Annotated in this window: 21 protein-coding genes and 1 tRNA gene; 5 read left to right on the plus strand and 17 right to left on the minus strand. The window is 52.6% G+C overall.

Annotated elements, in window-relative coordinates; all coding sequences use genetic code 11:
* Window positions 1-61: 61 nt before the first annotated feature.
* From dppF to N6G83_RS41045, 14 genes are all read right to left on the minus strand, one after another.
* Window positions 62-1,051: a dipeptide ABC transporter ATP-binding subunit DppF gene (gene dppF / locus N6G83_RS40980; protein WP_021181580.1), complete on the minus strand. Its 990-nt coding sequence runs from the start codon at window positions 1,049-1,051 to the stop codon at window positions 62-64.
* Window positions 1,048-2,028: a dipeptide ABC transporter ATP-binding protein gene (dppD, locus tag N6G83_RS40985; protein WP_021181581.1), complete on the minus strand. Its 981-nt coding sequence runs from the start codon at window positions 2,026-2,028 to the stop codon at window positions 1,048-1,050. The genes dppF and dppD overlap by 4 nt, the downstream gene beginning before the upstream one ends.
* A gap of 14 nt (window positions 2,029-2,042) precedes the next feature.
* Window positions 2,043-2,945: a dipeptide ABC transporter permease DppC gene (gene dppC, locus N6G83_RS40990; protein ID WP_074030054.1), complete on the minus strand. Its 903-nt coding sequence runs from the start codon at window positions 2,943-2,945 to the stop codon at window positions 2,043-2,045.
* A gap of 11 nt (window positions 2,946-2,956) precedes the next feature.
* Window positions 2,957-3,976: a dipeptide ABC transporter permease DppB gene (dppB, locus tag N6G83_RS40995; protein WP_024527786.1), complete on the minus strand. Its 1,020-nt coding sequence runs from the start codon at window positions 3,974-3,976 to the stop codon at window positions 2,957-2,959.
* A gap of 162 nt (window positions 3,977-4,138) precedes the next feature.
* Window positions 4,139-5,746: a dipeptide ABC transporter periplasmic-binding protein DppA gene (gene dppA / locus N6G83_RS41000; protein ID WP_024527785.1), complete on the minus strand. Its 1,608-nt coding sequence runs from the start codon at window positions 5,744-5,746 to the stop codon at window positions 4,139-4,141.
* A 569-nt stretch (window positions 5,747-6,315) separates the two neighbouring features.
* Complete coding sequence (locus N6G83_RS41005) at window positions 6,316-6,918, minus strand: response regulator transcription factor (RefSeq protein WP_260524152.1); 603 nt, start codon at window positions 6,916-6,918, stop codon at window positions 6,316-6,318.
* A gap of 255 nt (window positions 6,919-7,173) precedes the next feature.
* Complete coding sequence (locus tag N6G83_RS41010) at window positions 7,174-7,959, minus strand: hypothetical protein (RefSeq protein WP_161712596.1); 786 nt, start codon at window positions 7,957-7,959, stop codon at window positions 7,174-7,176.
* Between the two features lie 129 nt (window positions 7,960-8,088).
* On the minus strand, window positions 8,089-8,655 hold the full coding sequence (locus tag N6G83_RS41015; RefSeq protein WP_375163281.1) for a fimbrial protein: 567 nt from the start codon (window positions 8,653-8,655) through the stop codon (window positions 8,089-8,091).
* A gap of 10 nt (window positions 8,656-8,665) precedes the next feature.
* Window positions 8,666-9,166 (minus strand): fimbrial protein, encoded by a 501-nt coding sequence (locus N6G83_RS41020; protein WP_211135687.1) that lies wholly within the window; start codon window positions 9,164-9,166, stop codon window positions 8,666-8,668.
* A 12-nt stretch (window positions 9,167-9,178) separates the two neighbouring features.
* Window positions 9,179-9,679, minus strand: coding sequence for a fimbrial protein (locus N6G83_RS41025; protein ID WP_024527778.1), 501 nt, complete (start codon window positions 9,677-9,679; stop codon window positions 9,179-9,181).
* Between the two features lie 177 nt (window positions 9,680-9,856).
* Complete coding sequence (locus N6G83_RS41030; protein WP_248006628.1) at window positions 9,857-10,624, minus strand: fimbria/pilus periplasmic chaperone; 768 nt, start codon at window positions 10,622-10,624, stop codon at window positions 9,857-9,859.
* A gap of 54 nt (window positions 10,625-10,678) precedes the next feature.
* Window positions 10,679-13,207: an outer membrane usher protein gene (locus N6G83_RS41035; protein WP_211135688.1), complete on the minus strand. Its 2,529-nt coding sequence runs from the start codon at window positions 13,205-13,207 to the stop codon at window positions 10,679-10,681.
* 53 nt (window positions 13,208-13,260) lie between these two features.
* Complete coding sequence (locus N6G83_RS41040; protein ID WP_248006629.1) at window positions 13,261-13,803, minus strand: fimbrial protein; 543 nt, start codon at window positions 13,801-13,803, stop codon at window positions 13,261-13,263.
* A gap of 91 nt (window positions 13,804-13,894) precedes the next feature.
* Window positions 13,895-14,422 (minus strand): fimbrial protein, encoded by a 528-nt coding sequence (locus tag N6G83_RS41045; protein WP_024527774.1) that lies wholly within the window; start codon window positions 14,420-14,422, stop codon window positions 13,895-13,897.
* 383 nt (window positions 14,423-14,805) lie between these two features.
* Between N6G83_RS41045 and N6G83_RS41050 the strand changes: the two genes are divergently transcribed.
* The 4 genes from N6G83_RS41050 to N6G83_RS41065 all read left to right on the plus strand — a co-directional run bounded on the left by N6G83_RS41050 (window position 14,806) and on the right by N6G83_RS41065 (window position 16,893).
* Window positions 14,806-15,543: a transcriptional regulator gene (locus tag N6G83_RS41050; protein WP_024527773.1), complete on the plus strand. Its 738-nt coding sequence runs from the start codon at window positions 14,806-14,808 to the stop codon at window positions 15,541-15,543.
* 1 nt (window position 15,544) lies between these two features.
* On the plus strand, window positions 15,545-16,009 hold the full coding sequence (locus N6G83_RS41055) for a hypothetical protein (RefSeq protein WP_211135689.1): 465 nt from the start codon (window positions 15,545-15,547) through the stop codon (window positions 16,007-16,009).
* 243 nt (window positions 16,010-16,252) lie between these two features.
* Window positions 16,253-16,543, plus strand: coding sequence for a DUF6516 family protein (locus N6G83_RS41060; RefSeq protein ID WP_248006630.1), 291 nt, complete (start codon window positions 16,253-16,255; stop codon window positions 16,541-16,543).
* A gap of 2 nt (window positions 16,544-16,545) precedes the next feature.
* On the plus strand, window positions 16,546-16,893 hold the full coding sequence (locus N6G83_RS41065) for a glycosyl transferase family 1 (RefSeq protein WP_024484222.1): 348 nt from the start codon (window positions 16,546-16,548) through the stop codon (window positions 16,891-16,893).
* A 295-nt stretch (window positions 16,894-17,188) separates the two neighbouring features.
* Here N6G83_RS41065 and N6G83_RS41070 read toward each other — a convergent pair.
* The 3 genes from N6G83_RS41070 to N6G83_RS41080 all read right to left on the minus strand — a co-directional run bounded on the left by N6G83_RS41070 (window position 17,189) and on the right by N6G83_RS41080 (window position 19,733).
* A tRNA-Pro gene (locus tag N6G83_RS41070) sits at window positions 17,189-17,265 on the minus strand.
* Window positions 17,266-17,390: 125 nt separating this feature from the next.
* Window positions 17,391-19,085, minus strand: a complete 1,695-nt coding sequence (gene eptB / locus N6G83_RS41075) for a kdo(2)-lipid A phosphoethanolamine 7''-transferase (protein ID WP_260524153.1) — start codon at window positions 19,083-19,085, stop codon at window positions 17,391-17,393.
* Between the two features lie 222 nt (window positions 19,086-19,307).
* Window positions 19,308-19,733, minus strand: coding sequence for an organic hydroperoxide resistance protein (locus N6G83_RS41080; protein ID WP_024486966.1), 426 nt, complete (start codon window positions 19,731-19,733; stop codon window positions 19,308-19,310).
* Window positions 19,734-19,864: 131 nt separating this feature from the next.
* Here N6G83_RS41080 and N6G83_RS41085 point away from each other — a divergent pair, with 131 nt between their 5' ends.
* Window positions 19,865-20,464 (plus strand): HD domain-containing protein, encoded by a 600-nt coding sequence (locus N6G83_RS41085; RefSeq protein WP_211135691.1) that lies wholly within the window; start codon window positions 19,865-19,867, stop codon window positions 20,462-20,464.
* Window positions 20,465-20,515: the final 51 nt, after the last annotated feature.

The raw sequence follows: 20,515 nt of genomic DNA on the forward strand, positions 1-20,515 counted from the left end.
TCGCAGAGGTAACCGGGCGCAGCATGCAGAGTGTCTACGTTGCGAGCCCGGTGAGGAAATATCAAGACCCTGCGGCTTCATCCTGGTCAACGGCAAAGCAGGCCACCATCTGATCGCCATACTGCTTGAGCTGCGGTTGCAGCTGGGTGCAGGTGCCAAAGGCACGGCGGCAACGGGCGTTGAATGCACAGCCCGGTGGTGGGTTCATTGGGCTTGGCAGTTCACCGGTCAACTTGATGCGCTCCCGGCGCATATCCGGGTTCAGGCGCGGCGTAGCAGAAAGCAGTGCCTGAGTGTACGGATGGCGCGGGTTATTGAAGATGGCGTCTTTACTGCCCTTCTCCACGCAGCGGCCGAGGTACATCACCATCACTTCATCAGCGATGTGCTCCACCACCGACAGATCGTGGGAGATGAACACGTAAGACAGCCCCAGATCCTGTTGCAGGTCCATCATCAGGTTCAGCACCTGCGCACGCACGGACACGTCCAGCGCAGAGACAGGCTCATCGGCAATCACCACGTCCGGGTTGAGCATCAGCCCACGCGCAATGGCGATACGCTGCCGCTGGCCACCGGAAAACATATGCGGGTAACGGTCATAATGTTCGGTTTTCAGGCCGACTTTCGCCATCATCTCCAGCGCTTTTTCACGCCGTTCTGCGCTGCTTAACGAGGTGTTGATCAACAGCGGCTCCTCAAGGATCTGCCCCACCTTCTTACGGGGATTGAGCGATCCATAAGGATTCTGGAACACGATCTGGATCTTCTGGCGACGCAGCTTCTCTGCCGTCACATCCGGCTTAAGCAGATCTTGCCCCTGATAGTACAGCTCACCACCGGTAGGGATTTCGATCATGGTGAGCAGGCGGCCCAGCGTGGACTTGCCACAGCCAGACTCCCCAACCACCGCCAGGGTTTTACCGCGTTCAAGGGTAAAGGAAACCCCGTCCAGCGCTTTTACCAGCCGTTCCGGGGCAAACAGCCCCTTCTTGACCGGGTAGTGTTTTTTCAGGTCAATGGCCTGCAATAAAGGGTGGTTCTGGCTCATACGGTCGGCCTCCCCGCATCATCCAGCGGTGTGTGACATTTAACCTGACGGCCGGGAATGCTGCGCAGTTCCGGCTCTTCTTCGCGACAGTGTTGGGTTGCATACGGGCAACGCGGGTTCAGCAAGCAGCCTTGTGGCCGATCGTACTTGCCCGGCACCACGCCAGGCAACGAAGCTAAACGCGCCTTGTCGGTAGCAAACTCTGGCAATGCGCGCAGCAGCGCCTGGGTGTACGGGTGGCGCGGCGAACGGAAAATTTCTACCGCCTTGCCGGATTCCACTACCTGCCCGGCATACATCACGATGATGTGGTGTGCCGCTTCCGCCACCAGCGCCAGATCGTGGGTGATCAGCAGCAGCGCCATATTTTCGCGCTGTTGCAGCTCGAGCAGCAGCTCAATGATCTGGGCCTGGATGGTCACGTCGAGCGCGGTCGTCGGTTCATCCGCAATCAGCAGCTTGGGCCGGCAGGCGATCGCCATGGCGATCATCACACGCTGGCTCATCCCGCCGGAAAGCTGATGAGGGTAAACGTCCAGCCGCGAGGCCGGATCGGGAATGCCTACCTGATTGAGCAGATCGATAGCGCGTTGGCGACGGGTGCGGCGGTTACCGCCCTGATGCACCTTCAGCGCTTCCATAATCTGGAAACCGACGGTATAGCACGGGTTCAGGCTGGTCATCGGATCCTGGAAGATCATCGCTACTTCGGAGCCCACCAGCTGGCGGCGCTCTTTCTCCGAGATTTTCCGCAGGTCCTGGCCGTTGAACTCCAGCTTGTCAGCCATCACCTTGCCAGGGAAATCGATCAACCCCATGATCGCCAGCGAACTGACGGATTTACCGGAGCCGGATTCGCCGACGATGCCAACCACCTGCCCCTGTTCTACGCTGTAGCTGATTCGGTCTACCGCGCGGAACGGCGCACCTTCGTCACCGAAGTGTACCGAAAGCTTGTCTACATTTAATAACGCCATTCTCTCTTCCTCTGTTACTGCTTGAGTTTGGGGTCGAGAGCATCACGCAAGCCGTCCCCCATCAGGTTAAAGGCCAAAACCGTCAGCAGAATTGCCACCCCTGGGAAGGTCACAACCCACCAGGCACTTTGCGCGAACTGCAGTACGTCAGAGAGCATGGTGCCCCACTCCGGCGTTGGCGGTTGCGCACCCATACCCAGGAAGCCGAGAGCGGCCATATCCAGAATGGCGTTCGAGAAACCGAGAGAAGCCTGCACGATCAGCGGTGCCAGGCAGTTTGGCAGGATATTGACGAACATCTGACGCGCCGCCCCAGCCCCCGCCACGCGGGAAGCCGTCACGTAATCGCGGTTCACTTCCACCAGCACCGCAGCACGAGTCAAGCGAACATAGTGCGGCAAAGCAACAAAGGTCAGCGCCAGCGAGGCGTTAACGATCGAGGGCCCAAACACCGCCACCAGCACCAACGCCAACAGCAGGCTTGGCAGTGCCAGCATGATATCGACCACGCGCATGATGATGGCATCGACTACGCCGCCGAAATAACCGGCCAACAGGCCGAATACCACGCCCATCACCAGCGAAAGCACCACCACCAGGCAGCCTACCAACAGCGAGAGCCTGGCACCGTACATCAGGCGCGACAACACATCACGGCCGACATCGTCGGTACCCAGAATAAACTTCCAGCTTCCGCCTGTCTCCCAGACCGGGGGCCTAAGCAGGGCATCACGGAACTGTTCGGCAGGCGCATGTGGAGCCAGGAACCCGGCCCCCACGGCAACCACCAGCATGATAACGATATAAGCCAGGCCAACCACGGCCCCTTTGTTGCGCTTGAAATAGTGCCAAAACTCCTGGAACGGGGTCATTGGCTTCGGCGCACCTTTCACTACAGACTCGGTAATTTGAGACATCAGAGCGCCCCTTATTTCTTGTGGCGAATACGCGGGTTGACCACGCCGTAGAGCACGTCTACCAGCAGGTTAACCAGAATAATCATACAGGCGACCAGCAATACGCCGCCCTGAACAACCGGGTAATCACGGCGTTGCAACGCATCCATCAGCCAGCGGCCAAGCCCCGGCCAGGAGAAGATGGTTTCGGTCAGGATCGCCCCGGCCAGCAGAGTACCGACCTGTAGGCCGATCACCGTCACCACCGGCAGCAAGGCGTTACGCAACGCATGCACCACGATCACCCGCATACGGCTCACACCCTTGGCGCGCGCGGTACGGATATAATCTTCACCCAGCACTTCCAGCATGGAGGAGCGGGTCATACGCACGATAACCGCCAGCGGGATGGTGCCCAATACGATGGCGGGCAGGATCATATGCATCACGGCGTCGATGAAATCACCCGGCTCACCCCAGATGAGGGTGTCGATCAGCATAAAGCCGGTTAGCGGCAGGCTGTCATCGAGGAAGACCGTATCGCTTATTCGCCCCGATACGGGCGTGAGGTTGAGCTGTACCGAAACCAGCATGATCAGCATCATGCCCCACCAGAAGATCGGCATTGAATAACCGGTCAGGGAGATACCCACGGCGGTATGATCAAACACCGAACCTCGCCTGACGGCCGCCAGCACCCCCACCGGGATACCGACAATCACCGCGAAGAGCATCGCGCACAGGCCCAGTTCCAGGGTGGCCTTAAAGCGCGGCACAAACTCTTCCCACACGGAGATGCGGCTTTTGAGGGACGTCCCCAAATCGCCATGCAGCACGTTGGTGACGTAATGGAAGTATTGTTGATAGAGCGGTTTATCCAGCCCCATCTCTGCCATGAGTTGTGCATGGCGCTCTGCGGAGATCCCGCGTTCCCCGGCCATAATGGTCACCGGATCGCCGGGGATCATATGGACGAATGCAAAAGTCAGCAACGTTATGCCGATAAACGTTGGGATAACTAACCCCAAACGTCGGAGTATGAACTGCAACATATCCCGAACTCTCTGTATAAAGTGCCCGGCAGCTCATCGTCCGCCAGGCTTATTAAAACTCACACGCTTCACGACATTCTTCTGGGGACGGGAATGCAGGGGCGCAACGTATTGCGCCCCTGCAGATTAAGTATCCCAGTCCTTCAACCCGCCTTGGTAGGCTTAGTCCAGAGAAACGTTCTCAAAGTGATGTTTACCAAGCGGGTCGACCACATAGCCCTTCACTTCTTTACGCACTGGCTCGTAAACGGTGGAGTGGGCAACAATCAGCGCCGGAGCCTGATCGTGCATGACTACCTGAGCCTGCTTGTAGAGTGCGACGCGTTTGTCGTGGTCCGCTTCGGCACGGGCCGGTTGGATCAGATCCTCAAACGGCTTGTAGCACCAACGGGAATAGTTGGAACCATCTTTGGCGGCCGCACAGCTGAACAGCGTGGCGAAGAAGTTGTCTGGATCCCCATTGTCACCGGTCCAGCCCATCATCACGGTCTGATGCTCACCGTCTTTGGCACGCTTGAGGTATTCGCCCCACTCGTAGGTGACGATCTTGGCATTGACGCCAATCTTCGCCCAGTCGGACTGGATCATCTCAGCCATACGACGTGCGTTCGGGTTATACGGACGTTGTACCGGCATCGCCCACAGATCGATGGAGAAGCCATCTGGCATGCCTGCTTCTTTCAGCAGCTCTTTGGCCTTGACCGGATCGTAAGCGTAGTCTTTGACCTCGTCGTTATAGCCCCACATGGTTGGTGGGATCAGGTTCTTGGCAGGTTGACCCGCCCCCTGATACACCGCATCCACGATGGCCTGCTTGTTCACCGCCATGGTCAGTGCCTGACGCACCTTCACGTTATCCAGCGGCTTCTTCTCGGTGTTGAACGACAGGTAGCCGACGTTCAGGCCAGGCTGTTCCATCAGGTTGATGGTTTTGTCCTGCTTCATGCGAGCGATGTCTGCCGGGTTCGGGTACGGCATGACCTGGCACTCGTTTTTCTGCAGCTTGGCGTAACGCACAGAGGCATCTGGCGTGATGGAGAACACCAGGCGATCGATCTTCGGCTTGGTGCCCCAGAAACCGTCAAAGGCCTTGTAGAGGATTTTGGAGTCTTTCTGGTACTGCAGCAGTTGGAACGGCCCGGTACCCACTGGGTTCAGGTCCACTTTCTCTGGCGTACCGGCTTTCATCATCTTGTCGGCATATTCAGCAGACAGGATGGAAGCGAAGTCCATGCCCAGGTCAGCCAGGAATGGCGCTTCTGGACGGGTCAGCGTAAAGCGAACGGTGTTGTCGTCTACTTTCTCGACTTTGCTGATCAGATCCTGCATGCCCATACCCTGGAAGTATTCATAACTGCCGCCAGAAACCTTGTGGTAAGGGTGGTTTGGATCAAGCTGACGCATGAAGGAGAACACCACGTCGTCGGCATTCAGTTCACGGGTAGGTTTGAAATCTTTGCTGTCCTGCCACTTCACGCCTTTGCGCAGGTGGAAGGTATAGGTTTTACCGTCTTCGCTGACGTCCCACTTCTCTGCCAGGCCGGGTTCCAGTTCGGTGGTGCCCAGTTTGAACTCAACCAGACGGTTATAGATTGGCACTGAGCTGGCATCATAGGTGGTGCCGGAGGTGAACAACTGCGGGTTGAACCCTTCAGGAGAACCCTCAGAACAGTAAACCAGCGTCTTTGCCTGCACGCTGGCCGCAACGGTCAGCGCAATCAGGCCGATACCGAATTTCAGAATCCCTGATTTACCCAAGGAACTTGTCATCGCTAGTGCTCCGTATGTGATGTGGTGTGTGTATTACCGCCAGAGCCTAATATTTTTTGTTACGCGGCCTGTGCGGTCAGTGCCCGAAGGCAGGAGGAATAAAAAGCGCGAGAATGCCGGATGGAACGCATCACGGCAGGGCGTTTGAGCGAGTGAATTTCACTCATACACCTCTCACTCTTATCCCTGAGGGTACCAAATTGCCAACTGTTTGGGGTGCCGTCAATATAACCAGTAGGGATTTACCTAGACTGTGAGAAACAGCAAGCAAACATAAAAAAAACCTTTCAGCAACATTTACAGCATTAAAACTTGTGCTACGGGTTAAATCTTGGCGTCATGAACCAATGTTCATGACCAATCCAGCATTAACCTCCAATAAAAAACCAAAAAAGATTATTGCTGAATGATGAATATCTGAGCGGTTATCTTTGTGATCCCGGTAAAAGACAGGAGGAAATGCTGGAGCACTCACCGAAAGGGGGAGCTGGGTTGAGGGGGCGGTGCGTAGGGGGTTTGCCACCAGGTTTTCCCCCTCCAGACGCCACTGTTGCCGGTTTGAGTTATCGTCAAAAGAGAGTCCGCGGGTTAAATTCCAGGCCGCCATTGCGTAGCCAGTCATACAATTCACTGTTGCGCCTGAAACCCAGCTTGCGCATCGCCGTGAGTTTATGGGTGCTGACGGTTTTGACGCTAAGTGAGAGTTTGTTGGCGATCTTCTCAGGGGTTAATTCCCATGAGATCCCTTGCAGAACCTCACGCTCGCGTGGGGTCAGGTGCAAACTGCGACATGCTCTTTTCGAATTGGCGATCAAAGACGACTGACTTGCCTGTTCAAACATTTCCTCGACCAAGCGCAGCACGGCATCAGGCCTTGCCTGGCGGCTTAATACCGCGTCTTGAGGCTGGTTTCTTACATTCTCAGCCGCCGTATCCAGGATAAAAATCGTCCCGATTAGCCGCTCCCCCGGGTTTTCCCTGCAAGCATTGAGCCTCGCCGCCCCGCCAAAGGGTTTGGCACAGACCATCAGGTCGATCGCTATCCCTGGCGTCACCGGTACAAAACGCCACGTATAGCCTTTCGCCAGAAAATAGTCCTGCAAAATATGCTGGATACCCTGTGCAAAATAACGGTTGCTATCCTGAATAGCGATAACAATACGTGGCTTCATTTTATTTCCTTATAATTTGAGACATAATATTGGGTATTTCGGCATGGTGTTTTGCTGAAAATTAGCATCTACCCAGATCAGGGGTATGGCTCCCTGTCGGAATTATTCTGCTTGCACGCCCCTATATCTCACTAATATCTGCGGTGTTTACCCTGGTAACATTTATACAATTTATGAAGCTGCCTCAACACTCTGTTAAATAATGCCCTGACTTTTCATGACCATTGTTAATAACATAAATCAATAAACACACCATCATTCCGTAGTTACAGCAATAATCAGCGAGCCACTATATTCCCCCCCAACAATTTCCTTAGCTGCGCTCCGTAATTCAGAGCGAACGGTAAATATTCTGTAGGTGTCCACACGCTTCAAGACCCCCTGTTCAGCAGATATTCCGTCAATAGAAATAAGCGACTTAAGCGTGTCAGGGCCTTTAAGTGTCACACCACCATTATTGGGGTAGTAATTTAAAGCTTGTACCCGCACGTTGGTAGATCCGGTACAGTTAACAGAGACCTCTGTCTCGGCTCTATCTAGGTTGACCTTAGTACTGGCCACTAGATGATTTATGGTACCGCTACCGATATAGCAGGTTAATGGTGGTGTAACCGGCGGATCTGGCTCCTCTGGCGGTAAACCAGCATCAGGGTTTTGGTTGCAGCCTCTGGGGTAGTCTTGCAGGTATTTCTGAGTAATGATGGTTAGGCAAAGACTAGGGCCAGTCTCAAGCATGGTTTGGCCCTGCACTCTGAGCGCATTTCGCACTTCATCCAAGGTAGCACTAGCAGGAAGTTTGGCAAGGATTAGGTCGTCCTTAATGGAATAGAGCCTTATTTGACATCCTCCTCCTGCGCAAGGCAATCCGGGCTCCACGTTTATAACATTGATCGTATTGGTTATGACAAACACATATCCATTCACGTCTTTCCATGTTATTTTCCCTCCGTGTATCATAGCAGAACTATAAGAACTCACTGGGTAAGGTAAGATAAAAGAAAGTATAAAAAACATAAAAAACCGGGTCACTGAAATATTCATAATTCAACCTGTTTTAGTACCGCACGTAGAGAAGTCCGCGCCATCGTTTTTTAGCCACATGCCGCCCCTGACAGCGTATTAGAGGAATAGCAGCCCCAACTATTCTCTATTGGTGGCTCTGACACCACGTTATTCATAATCGAGTCTAAAGGTAGCAGAGGCGCTGAAGAGGCCGCGCTCAATGGTTTTATTCGCGATCGCTTTGGGTTCCCCTTGTACATAGGCCTTCAGAGCAATGATATTGCTGCCGGCCTGCAACGTGTACTTCCCACGGGCCTTATTAATCGGCAGGGGTGTAGCATCCAGAGTTTCCAGCCCAATCGCGATCCCTTTCGCCTGGCTACCGCTGTCCGGCGCCAGTAAGCCGGGGAGCAGCAGGCTTTCTTCCGTACTCACGAACCTGACCGTTACCGTCTTGCCCAGCGTCAGGTCACATTCCACCAGGTGTATCTCGAACGGCTGCCCCAGCGTACGCGTGTTCAGGTACAGATACTTGTCGATAACCGTACCAAAATCCAGCTGGATATCTTCGTCACCCGGCAGTATCACGCACGGCTCCGTCACCAAGGCACCGTACAGACGTACGTTTTTTTCCCCGGCCGCCAACGTCGGGTTGGCCGTCAGCGCGGCAAGCAAGAGAACTAACCCCATCCCCACTACGGCACGGTCAAAATAACGGCCTGTCTTGCGTTCCATTTCGGGCTCCTTATTGGTAGTCGGCTCGTAGCGTTGCCCAGGACTCAAATGCTCCTTCCGTCAAGGTGGCCCTCGCATTCTTCACCGGCACCGCCTCCAGACGCGGCGGGTTAGCCAAATCTATCTTCAGCGTGCTGTTTGGCGTAAACGGCTGGTCATTCTGGTAGACCCGGATGCCCAGGTTCGCCTTGTCCGTCAGCAGCGCCTCACTATCGAACCCCGCCACACTGCCGCTCAGACTCAGCGTCAGCGCCCCGTTACCAATGGCAGCCTCCAGGCAGGTTATCTGGTAGTTCATCATCTGGCGGTAGTTCACTCCATCCACCTTGCTGATACCCACCCGTTCGCCGAAGTTTACCTCTATCCGATTGTCGTCGTTGATGGTGCACGGCGGCGGTGTTATCAGCGTGCCGTGGAACGTCATGTCTGCCCCGTTATCCTTCGCCTGTGCCGTAACGACAACGCCCATCAGGCCGCAGGTCAGTAACAGGGCTCTTATCGTTATGCTCATACTCTGCTCCCGTTACTGGTAATCCACTTTCATCGTCGCACCCGCCGTGAATTCGCCACCCGTCAAGGTAGCCCCACTCTGCTTGACCGGAATGGCCCATAGTTCCGGTTGGTTAGGGTAGGTGAAGTTCAGCCAGCTGTTGATTGCCAGTTTATTGCTACCCCGTTGCAGCTTGATCCCCAGCCCCGTCTTGGTGGTTTTCAGCACCGTGCCGTCAAAGCTGGCCCCACTTCCCTGTAACTGCAGTTTCATCGCATTGGAAGTAGCATCCTTACAGCCCAGCGTATAATTCACCGGCATACGGTAGTGATCGCCGTCCACCCTGGTCGTCATCACGTCACCGAATTCCACCTCAATGGGTCGGTTATCGTTAATGGTGCAGGAGGGAGGTGCCAACACCGTCACCTTAATCGTCACCGTACTGGTCGTCGCGCAGAGCATCAACGGCATAGCCATCAGCAAACCACTAAGACCAACGAGCCTCTTCCAACGCACAAAGCTCCTGTTATCCATGACTCGCTCCATCAGTCATCACTCAGATGAAAATCCACCACTGCCAAGTTACTGCCCGTTACCAAAGCGGCTGGCGTACGTTCAGAGGTGACGGCGTTGGCACTCGTTGTTCTTGCCCTTTCCATTCATGTCCCCTCCCGTCTCTCCTCCTGCCCATCATGGTGGTAAGAGCGCAACTCAACCGCCTTTCTTCTCCGGTACCACGGTGCAACTGCTGCCGTTACAGCTAAAACTCAGCTGCGGCCGGCCACCGTAGTCGTTGACGTAGGTCAATACCGGGCTGTTGCCCACCGCCGCCGCACTCACCGTCAACGGCAGGTTGCTCTTTGGCGGCACCATCATCGGCTCGAAGCCTTTTACCCCGGCCCCGGCTTTTTTGCTGTTGGCATCCACGATCGTGACGTAATACGGCGTCGGGTTGTTGACCATATACTTGTCACCCTGTTTGCTCAGCGTCATCTGCTCCTGCGGCGGTGCGGCGTTTGTGTCCATCGTAATTCCCGCCGGGCGGTAGAACAGCTTGATGCGCGTCTGCAGCGCAATCTGCAACGTGTTCGCTTTGCTGCTCCTCGGCGGGATTTCACGCAGGTTGAAGTAGTAAAGGGTTTCCTTGTCCTGTGCCAGCAACTTGGCCGCTGGCAGCGCCTGGATTTTTACCTGGCTCGGCTTGCCTGGCTCGATGCGTTGTACCGGAGGCAGCACCGTGAGTGGGCTCTGGATTTTGTTGCCCTGCTCATCCTCAATCCAGCCCTGCGCCAGATACGGCAACTGCTTGTTCTGGTTACTGACATTCAGGCTCACCGACTTCTGGCCGCCGTCAAAAATCACCCGCGTGCGATCAAGCGCGATAGCCGCCTGGGCCTGCTGTGTGACCAGCGCCCCCAACAGGACAGCACTCTTGAGCGTAAGGCCAAGAGACCGTTTCATCGTTTGCTTACTTTGCATTATCTGTTTCCCAGCCTTAGCGGCCTTGTTAAAAGGTTACAAGGGGAACGCCCCTTAATCTGCTGACGAACTGACCGGGCGGCAAGGCAGTAGTAAGGTGTTCATCAACATATCGGCAGGCAGCAGGGCAGGCATCTGCACCTCGCACTGTAGCTCCCCGCCCCAGTGCACCGTCATGCTTTCCCCGGCGTTGATTCCACTCAGGTAGACGCTGCCGCCATCGTTGACTATCCCGGTTTCTTGCCGCCGTGCGTTCATCACCGTGGCCCCAAACGGCGGTTCGCTCCCATCAGCCAGTTTGAGTATCGCCATCGCTTTTTCGCCAGCAATCACATCAAACCGACGATAGCCAATCGCCCCTTCGGTCAGCGTTGCCTGTACCACCGACGTCGTCGCTTCCGCGTTATCACCCAGTTGGTTCAGGTCGATGCTGGCCTTGTTGCGGTAGTAACTATTCACATCGCCTATCACCGCCTTACCCCAGAGGTTGGTCCGGCTGGTGCTGCCATAGCCGCGCACCGGCACACCCGCCACGCCGTTGGTGTCAATCAGCATCCGTGTCCCTCCCTGCCTCCCGGCGCGGTGTAGCGCACCGCCCTCGGCCGTCATTGTCATCCCGCCCTGCATCGTCATGCCGAAAGCGCTGAAGTTATCCTGCTGATAACTGGCATTGGCACTCATGCGGGCAATATCCCCCTCACGGTTGTAGTAGCCGCTAAGGGAGGCCCCACTGCGCGAAGCACCCATATTCAATTGGTAGTTATTGTGTTCATCCAGCCGCTCGTAATATCCCACCCGATGCGTGGACTCATCGCGGCTCACCGTCGTGTTGTAACTCAACGTCGAGCCGTTGCCCCACGGCAGTGACAGCGATAAATAGGCGCCATCATCATTGGAACCATTGTATTGATTGCGATACGCCGTGAGTGACAGGCTGACATTACGCAGCTTGCCAATATCGAAATAACGCGATAGCGACAGGCTGTACCTATCGTTAGCAGGCCGATCCCAATAGGTTTCGTGGTTGTAGTTGAGATAGCTGCTCAGCCCCCATTCACGGAACTGCTTGTTGAAGGTGATGGTGTACATCTCCTTGCCGTTGCGGGTACGTTGGCCATAGTCACGCGCGTCCAGGTACTCGCTCATGCTCATAAAGTCCTGCTCAGAGAAGCGGTAGCCGGCAAAGGCAATCTGGCTGTCGTACTCGTCAAAGCTCTTCGAATAGCTCAGGCGGTAAGATCCACCACTGAACGTACCGCCTTGTTGAGGCAGACGCGCCCTTGATTGGGTTGCATCAAACGACAATGCCCCGAATGCCATTAAGTCACGACCGATGCCTACCGACAGTGCGTTATAATCCCCGCCAGCCAGTGCTCCGCCATACAGCGACCAACCATTACTCACCCCCCAGGAAAACTCCCCGGTACCAAACAGAGGACCACGCAAACGGTGTTGCCAGCCCGACGGTTTGCCGGCCGCCAATTTGAACCGTATTGCCCCCGGGCGCGTCAGATATGGGATACTGGCGGTGTTCAGAACAAACTCCTGCACGCTGCCGTCCTGCTCTTCCACCCGCACGTTCAGCTCTCCGGTTACCGCATCGTTGACATCCTGGATACGGAATGGCCCCGCAGCCACCTGGGTTTCGTACAGGACTCGCTCCTGCTGACGGATAGTGACCTTGGCATTGGTTCTGGCGACCCCAACCACTTCTGGCGCGTAACCCCGCAGGTTTGGCGGCAGCATGTTGTCATCCGACACCAGGCTTACGCCGCTAAAACGAAAGCTGTCGAACAGGCCTGAATCCAGGTAGTTCTCCCCCATCGTCAACTTCGAGCGCAATGCCGAAATGGCGCGGTAGGCGTAATAACGGCTCCAGTCGAACTGCCTGTTCGTAGGGCGGCCAGACCCCGCCTGATGAGTAAGGTTAGTCTGCCAGTCTGCCCGTAAACGCCAGGACCCCAGGTTGGCCCCGGCAATACCATTACCGCTCAGGCTGTAGCTGCTCGTCCCTTGCTTAAGCTGCCTTTGCGTCTGCGTATTGAGGTTATAATCCAGCAAGAGACCTGGTAGCCCCTCTTCCCAGCGTGACGGCGGATCCCAGTTATCGGCGGTATACTCCAGATAGGCCTGAGGGATATTCAGATACAGGGTTGAGGTGGATAAATCGCCACGCACTTCCATACCTTTCAGACTGGATTCATCCAGACACTCCCCCTGATGCCACCAGCGCAAATCCTTGGCCGCGCCCTCTTTCAACCCTAACTGCGCCACCAAAGCTTTACCGACACAGGCCCGGCTGTCATTCGGATCCCCTTCCGGTGGGTAAAACGATATCGCTTGTTCCGGCAGATCGTTTTTATTGATATGTACGGACATGCCGTAGGTACCCGGCATGATGTAACCGCCGCGGGAGAAGTGGCTCAGATCGATATTTTTGCGGTCATGCACATCCAGTACATCCGTATTGAACTGAATTTCCTCGGCGGCGTACACCACGGTCGACGCCGTGCTCAACGCCAAAGAAATACAGACGCTGAGTGCCTGAAGACGTGTCAGCTTCTCTACAGGTGACAATCCCATATCCCTAACCTTTTTATTAATGCCTTATTCCTGTGGCAATGTCTTAATAGCGTTTAGAAATAATCCAATTTAAAACGAATGGAAGAGACGTATTCACCGGACTTTAAAACATGGTTATTGGCTACCAGATTTACGGCATAACTCAACACCATGTTCTGAGGATTAATCGTTTCCAATGGCAAGGGTTTGCCCGGCCGGGCAATATTGCCACCAAGGTCACTAATTTTCAGCGCCACACCGGATGCCGTGCCTTGCACGGTAAATAGCCCCCCTTCGCTATCTCCATCAAAGGTCACCTGAAAATTCTTCCAGTCAGGTAATTGACGGCCAAAGCGCTCCAACTCACAATCACTCAATTTAATGAAAAAATTTTTACCCCGTCCCTGACCATCACGAACAATATCCTCTACAGAGATCGCATCAATCTCAACGGTTTGGTCTTGGCTCTCTACGGCAATAGCACAGGCAGTATCAATAATGGATCCTTGCATATTTACACGTCCCCATCCCAAGGCAGCATGTGCGGCCAAAGAAGAGAAAGGTACCGTAATAAATAGGTAAGAAAACACGGCGATAATAGGAGTTACATTCCACATGGCAAACTATCCTTGACGCTATCGTCCTCCAAAAAGGCATGCGGATCCCTCCACATGCCCAAACAGATTATGCCTATAATGACGTAGCCGATTACTGGTAGGCTAAAGTGAAGTTGGCAACCGTCTCGAATTTGCCTTCGGTAACCGCGGCAGAAGCCCCATCACCCTGCAGGTAAGCACTGAAGTTCAGGGTATTATCGCCATTTTGCAGTTCCTGGAGAGCTGTTGCCTTAGTCAGCTCAATCGGGCCGTTAACATCTTCAATAACGATGCTGGCACCACGCCCAGTACCCAGACGGTTTTTGACCGAGCCGACGTTACCATTGAAGGACACGCTCACTTTGTTCTTGGCATCAGGCCCGGTACCGATTTCGCAATTCTCCAGATCAATGGTGAAATCATGCGAACTTGATTTGCCACCGTCCTTCAGGGCAACTTTAGAAATCTGACCCAGTTCAATCGTCTGTTCGGCAGACTTTTGGGTGATGGAGCATGGAGCATCAATAATTGAACCGTTAAAGGTGATTTTACCGTGCCCCTGGTCTTTCACTGCGGCGTGTGCCACAGAAGACATACCCAAAGCCACTACTGCTACCATCATGATCTTGTTCAGTTTCATGCAAAAAATCCTTAAAATGAAAATTCCATAAATTTCAGTTTTCAATGGATGCGAGATCCATGTGTTTTATCGCCAGCCCCCTAAAACAGCTTTCTTCGTGTCTTTGGCAAGGCCAGTAAAACACAAGCAGCCTCAAGCCTGCCGATGTGGATAAATCTATCATCAAAACAAAAATTAGATATTTGTATTAAAAATTTGCAATTATTTAGATTTTTATTTCCAACAGTAAGAGTTATTCACACTTAATTATCAAAAAACCAAGGGTTAACAAACATTACTAGATTTAAGTATTCCATCTATAAATACGGAGTATTCTTAATAGTTTGACTGGCGTATGAATTACCTATAAAAAACCTTTCTCGCATACTTAACGGGTATTTTTTATGCTTTACATCATCAATGGGGTGATTCAATATTCACCAAAATTAAAAGAGCTATCACTGGTTCAAGAGGAGCAAAACTCATTGGTTTTGTCTAATCAGGCCTCACGCCTATTAATGGAGTTGATAAAAAACGCAGGTAATGACTTAAGCCGCGATTACTTGCTGAAACATACTTGGGAGGATTTTGGGCTCACACCATCAAACAACAACCTTTATAGCGCGGTGAGTGAGTTAAGGAGAGCTATAGCAAGCCTTGGCATCACGGAGAAATTTATCATTACCATCCCCAAAGTAGGATTCAAATTTAATTGCAGTATTGATTTTTTACCCACAGAAACAAATGCATCACAAAAAGAAAGCGAGGAAAAAAACTTAAAACCAGTAAAATATAATCAATCAATTAGTTTGTTTTTTGCATTCTGCATAACAGTGCTTGTAATTCTTTATTATTCAATTATGGAGTCGAAGGAGATAAAAATGAAAAAGTCCACTCCTTCCTTAGTGGAGGTTTTTGAGAAATGCCATATTTACTCATTGGATAACCCACTATTACATATTAGAGATAAAATACTGGATGATGTGCTTGAGCGAGCAAACTTTAAGGAGGAGTGTAAAACCAAGGGCTACAATATATATTACAGCGATTTAAAATCAATAGATGACTATGTTTTTATTGGCGCATGTCTTAAATCCCAGGATGACAAAAAAACAAAATGCTTCAGCATCAGGTATGACTAACATGAAAAAAAACATCCTATTAATAGCCATAATCATATTAACCCTGGCGATTTTCATTTATATCCATGAGAAAAAAACAAAGGATAGGGAGTTACTATTCTCGTGTGATTACAGCATTCAGTTGCATTTAAAATCAGTAAAAACAAGTATATTTCAACAAGTTAATGTTTTCTTTTATGATGATAACTCAGGATTTCAAAGCGCTTTTGGAAAAATGGAGATAGAGGGGGAAAAACACACCATCGATAATGATAACTTTTTTATTTATAATGAAACAGACAAAAATGGAACCTATACGGTCGAGTATAATAAAACAGTAAAAAAATTTAATGACAACACACCGGATAACTCATGGGGTGACCTTCGGAATAGAACCTCTGTCTATTACATGACTTTCCATAAGCTCGATGACGATGTTTTTCTAATCAGAGGACGTGGGTTCCCAATGTTTCTTTGCACCCAATAACTGGTTTATCCCCGCCGCGCCCCAAAGCCCTAGGTGGCGGGGAACTATTCACTACATTTTCTCGTTGCTAGCCCCGACTTTGCGAGAGAACTCGCACCATCAAACTAGCCCTCTTGCCAGGCTCTGCTGGCCCTAACACTATTGATACCTAGCTAGATATGGACAACATCTTTGTCATATGCCCAAGTGTTGTTATCGTTGACAACACCTGAGAGTGTTGTTATTTTGAACAACAGGAGGGAGATGAAATTGCCTTCTCAACTCATCTTTCAGGACAGGATCACGCTGACGGAAACCGAGTTTGTGCAGATGGTTATTTGGTTTGTCGAACCCGCAGTCAGAGCCAGTGCTCATCACTATAAGTACCGATTCGCCTATGTGAAAGACGGCATCTGCCGCTTACGCTATGACAACGAGGCAGGCAAAGGCGATCATAAACATCTGGATGAAAAACAACATCCCATCCATTTCACCAGCCCAAAAGCGCTGATACGCAGTTTCTTCGATGAGGTTGCACAGCTAAGAGGAGACTAAAGTTGAATACAGTCACCATCCGAGTCGCTTCTCTTGAGGAAGCGCAACGCTCTATGGAAGCCGCCTTGGAAGGCGATAAACAGTACCAGGGGAGTTACATTACTTTTCTGGATTGGGATTCGTTATGGAAGACACTCTCGCCCAAAAAAATGCATATCTTGCACTGCATGACCGGGGCCGGGGAACTCTCAATCAGAGAGGTTGCTCGTCGCGTTGAGCGGGATGTTAAAGCTGTGCATACGGATCTTCAGGCGTTGTTGGCTTGCGGCATCGTTGATAAGGGTACAGCCGGGGTGATATTCCCCTACGACCAAATCCATTTCGATTTTGTCATTGGCAAGGCAGCCTAAAAAACTACTGACAAATCTCCTCCGGCTCACCATGTAGGGGCGCTGCATGCTGCGCCCGCTCTCATCCTCATAAACGCCAGACGTAAAAAAGCCCGCTTGAAAAAGCGGGCTTTCTTGAATGTGGTCGGCGAGAGAGGATTCACTCGTATCGTCCATGATACTCGCCCCTTAGGGGTATCGCAGACGCGATATGCAAATCTGTTCCCGACAGATTTGTCGACCTCCGCGGAGGTTCTCATCCTCATAAACTTCAGACGTAAAAAAACCTGCTTAAAAAAGCAGGTTTCTTTGAAATTGGTCGGCGAGAGAGGATTCGAACCTCCGACCCACTGGTCCCAAACCAGTTGCGCTACCAAGCTGCGCTACTCGCCGATGCGGGGCGCATCTTACTGCTGGGCCGTATACGCGTCAATCTCTTTTTCACCACCTCATACCAAGTGGCGCTAAAAGCGCCAAACAGGCCAGTATCTGAGCGGATACGGCCTTTCTGGCTCGGTTTACAGCGCTTTGGCGTCCGCTTTGCTCTGCGGAAGGCGGCACCAGTTATTGCTCTCAACAATACCACCGTCTGGCGAGGTGTAACCCAGGCAGCCGAGGATAGAGTCAAACAGCTCTACGTGGCGGTGCGGTTGACCAACCCGCTGTTGAGCCTGCAACTGCTCAAACGCACTCTTATGCTGCGGGTCTTCGAGGTACTTATCGGAAGCCCAGACGATCATCGGCACACGGAACTGCTCAGGTGGGGCCATTTCACGCGGCGTACCATGCAGATGCGAGTTTTCGCCAATGGACTCGCCATGGTCGGCCGCGTAGAACACGATAGCCTTCTTATCGCGCACCTGGTCGATGACGCTGTCGATAAAGGTATCGGTGTACAGCACCGAGTTGTCATAGGCGTTAATCAAGCGCTCCTTGGAGCAGAACTCATCTACGCCCATACATTCCGGCTGATAACGAGCAAAGCTACGCGGGTAGCGCTGTGAATAGAGGTAATGCGAGCCTTTGGTATGCAGGATCACCAGATGCTTGCCATTGGGATGGCGAGCCAGCGACTCTTTCATCTCATCCACCAACAGCATATCGTCCACCGATTTACCGTCGTTACGCTTCTCTGAGGCGATCATTTCACGGAATGAGTAATTATCCACATCGGTATTGTTGTAGAACCACACCTCGCTCTGCATTGCGAACAGCTCGGAACTGAAGCCCAACGCTTTCAGTACGGCAAAGATATTCTGCTCTTTCAGGGTTCGCTGCGGGTTATCCGAAGTGCCATGCTCACGCACAAACATGCAGCGTAACGAAAGCTTGGTGGAGGTATCGCAAGACTCCCCCCGGAACGCCACCAGGTTTTTCTCCTGCGACAGCTTAGGCGTGGTATCACGCTCATAGCTCAAAATACCCATATGGTCCCAGCGAGTCGTTTCACCAATGATAAACACCACATAGGTATCATCGATGCCCTCAGGGGCAACATAGGTAAAGTTCTTGCTGGGATCGAACATGTTGGCTGCGTCCGAGCTTTCATCGTAACGGGTGTAGGCAAACAGCCCCAGAGCCGAAAGCCAGTTGGAAGGCAGATAAGAGTGCGCAACTACCCCGCCGTAGCTCGGCAGATCGATATTTGTGATCTTTTCCTGGGCGTTTTGTTCTTTGTCCAGAGTACGCAGCGGCAACCACACCAGTGCGACCACCGCCAACATGATCAACAGTGGCTTAAGGCGCTGTCCTGGGGTTTTCATCTGTTCAATGAGGGTGTAGCGCAGGTTATTGCTCCAGATACATAGCAACGGCAAAGCGCTGACCACGATCATCCACAGCACAAAGTTCAGCCCAATCACCTCTTTAGAGAGATCGATATCGGTCGTCATCACCGAAACGATAATCCCATAGCCAATCACCACGTTGAAGAACGTCATGTAGTAACTGGCTGCAACGGAGATCAGCACCAGCAAAGAGGCGACGATACGGTAAAACAGCCGGCCCCCCAAGGATACCAGCCGCATGATAAAGAAGGTGAACAGGACAATGGCGATGACTTCTGTCACCGCAGAAACCACCTTGATCCCCTGGATGCCGTGCGCAAAAGAATCAAAACGACGATAGAAAACGGAAAGGTTTAAAAAGATGCCGATATAGATCGCTAACAATAACGATAAATTCTGCTGTGATAGCGATTTAACTTTGTTCATGTAACGCAGTGGCTCCGGGCTTCAAGTTCTGAAACCATCAGACAGTCGATATGCCCTCAGGTTCAGCCGATGGGCAATAAGCACTATTCTGCAGAACAGAATCAAGAAAAATCTCATCAAACGAGCATTTTTTGCCACTTCTTGTAGGGAGAATAGCGGGAGACAAGGCCTGGGAATGGGGGAGCATTGCCCCCCTCTTTCACCGGTTTTTGGCAGGAAACATTATTTAATATTAAGGGTTACATCGATATTGCCGCGCGTGGCATTGGAGTAGGGGCAGACCACATGGGCTTTCTTCACCAAGTCTTCCGCGACGCTACGCTCAACGCCCGGCAGGCTGATATCCAGCTGAACCTCAATGCCAAAACCGTTGGGGATCTCACCGATACCGACGGTGCCCTCGATGGAGGCTTCGGCAGGGATTTTCACTTTTTCCTTTGAAGCAACAAACTTCAGTGCCCCCAGGAAACAGGCCGAATAGCCCGCGGCAAACAGTTGCTCAGGGTTGGTAACCTCTCCGCCTGCCCCGCCCATTTCTTTCGGCACGCCTAATTTCACGTCCAACACGCCGTCGGATGAGGTTGCACGGCCGTCTCGGCCACCGGTTGCCTTGGCATGGGCGCGATAAACCACTTTCTCAATAGACATAGATCGTTCCTTTTCGGGTTGGTGACCCGATCCAGTGTAGACCATTCTGCACGGAGCCCAGGCTCGCACAACTGACGTTAAGCACGGTATGCTAAGTTCTATCTATCGGATGCCGCAGGGAAATCAAAAGCATGACTGACACATTGGCCGAACGCGCCCGCCGCTATGCCACCAAAGCGCATGGAGCGATCGATCAGCGCCGTAAATACACTAACGCCCCGTATATTGTGCATCCACAGGCAGTGATGGAGATTGTCAGCAGCGTGCCGCACAGCGAAGAGATGCTGGCTGCGGCCTGGTTGCATGACACCGTGGAGGATACCCCCTCTACGCTGGCCGATATCGAAAGCCATTTTGGCCCGCAGGTTGCCAGCCTGGTCGCAATGCTGACCAACGTCAGCGTCGGCAGCACGGAAAATCGCTATCAACGCAAGAACCGCGATCGACGCCACAGCGCCAGTGCCTCCCCACAGGCCAAAACCATCAAGCTGGCCGATTTGATCGACAACACCCGTTCCCTGCTGCAATACGACAGTCACTTTGCCAAAACCTATCTGGTGGAGAAACAGCGCCTGCTGGAAGTGCTGACCGAGGGCGATCCACAGCTGTGGCGGCAGGCTAGCCATATCATCGAACAGGGTTTGCAGGCGCTGCTGCTACCACCGCATAACGTCCCGGCCCGTTGGTTTGACCACGCCCGGCAGCGATACCAGGAAAACGAGGTGGCATAAGCTTGAGATAGGAGGGAGACATAAGCACTGTGATGGCCCCTCACCCTAGCC

The sequence above is a fragment of the Serratia sp. PL7 genome (assembly GCF_945957435.1).

What these genes read in the sequence shown, in the direction of transcription:
- N6G83_RS41080 (WP_024486966.1), bottom strand. Translation starts at nt 19,733, where the DNA reads ATGTCTATTGAGAAAGTGGTTTATCGCGCCCATGCCAAGGCAACCGGT.
- N6G83_RS41050 (WP_024527773.1), top strand. Translation starts at nt 14,806, where the DNA reads ATGCTTTACATCATCAATGGGGTGATTCAATATTCACCAAAATTAAAA.
- N6G83_RS41025 (WP_024527778.1), bottom strand. Translation starts at nt 9,679, where the DNA reads ATGGATAACAGGAGCTTTGTGCGTTGGAAGAGGCTCGTTGGTCTTAGT.
- dppA (WP_024527785.1), bottom strand. Translation starts at nt 5,746, where the DNA reads ATGACAAGTTCCTTGGGTAAATCAGGGATTCTGAAATTCGGTATCGGC.
- dppB (WP_024527786.1), bottom strand. Translation starts at nt 3,976, where the DNA reads ATGTTGCAGTTCATACTCCGACGTTTGGGGTTAGTTATCCCAACGTTT.
- dppC (WP_074030054.1), bottom strand. Translation starts at nt 2,945, where the DNA reads ATGTCTCAAATTACCGAGTCTGTAGTGAAAGGTGCGCCGAAGCCAATG.
- N6G83_RS41060 (WP_248006630.1), top strand. Translation starts at nt 16,253, where the DNA reads ATGAAATTGCCTTCTCAACTCATCTTTCAGGACAGGATCACGCTGACG.
- N6G83_RS41010 (WP_161712596.1), bottom strand. Translation starts at nt 7,959, where the DNA reads ATGAATATTTCAGTGACCCGGTTTTTTATGTTTTTTATACTTTCTTTT.
- N6G83_RS41030 (WP_248006628.1), bottom strand. Translation starts at nt 10,624, where the DNA reads ATGCAAAGTAAGCAAACGATGAAACGGTCTCTTGGCCTTACGCTCAAG.
- N6G83_RS41085 (WP_211135691.1), top strand. Translation starts at nt 19,865, where the DNA reads ATGACTGACACATTGGCCGAACGCGCCCGCCGCTATGCCACCAAAGCG.
- N6G83_RS41055 (WP_211135689.1), top strand. Translation starts at nt 15,545, where the DNA reads ATGAAAAAAAACATCCTATTAATAGCCATAATCATATTAACCCTGGCG.
- eptB (WP_260524153.1), bottom strand. Translation starts at nt 19,085, where the DNA reads ATGAACAAAGTTAAATCGCTATCACAGCAGAATTTATCGTTATTGTTA.
- dppF (WP_021181580.1), bottom strand. Translation starts at nt 1,051, where the DNA reads ATGAGCCAGAACCACCCTTTATTGCAGGCCATTGACCTGAAAAAACAC.
- N6G83_RS41035 (WP_211135688.1), bottom strand. Translation starts at nt 13,207, where the DNA reads ATGGGATTGTCACCTGTAGAGAAGCTGACACGTCTTCAGGCACTCAGC.
- N6G83_RS41040 (WP_248006629.1), bottom strand. Translation starts at nt 13,803, where the DNA reads ATGTGGAATGTAACTCCTATTATCGCCGTGTTTTCTTACCTATTTATT.
- N6G83_RS41005 (WP_260524152.1), bottom strand. Translation starts at nt 6,918, where the DNA reads ATGAAGCCACGTATTGTTATCGCTATTCAGGATAGCAACCGTTATTTT.
- N6G83_RS41045 (WP_024527774.1), bottom strand. Translation starts at nt 14,422, where the DNA reads ATGAAACTGAACAAGATCATGATGGTAGCAGTAGTGGCTTTGGGTATG.
- N6G83_RS41020 (WP_211135687.1), bottom strand. Translation starts at nt 9,166, where the DNA reads ATGAGCATAACGATAAGAGCCCTGTTACTGACCTGCGGCCTGATGGGC.
- N6G83_RS41015 (WP_375163281.1), bottom strand. Translation starts at nt 8,655, where the DNA reads ATGGAACGCAAGACAGGCCGTTATTTTGACCGTGCCGTAGTGGGGATG.
- dppD (WP_021181581.1), bottom strand. Translation starts at nt 2,028, where the DNA reads ATGGCGTTATTAAATGTAGACAAGCTTTCGGTACACTTCGGTGACGAA.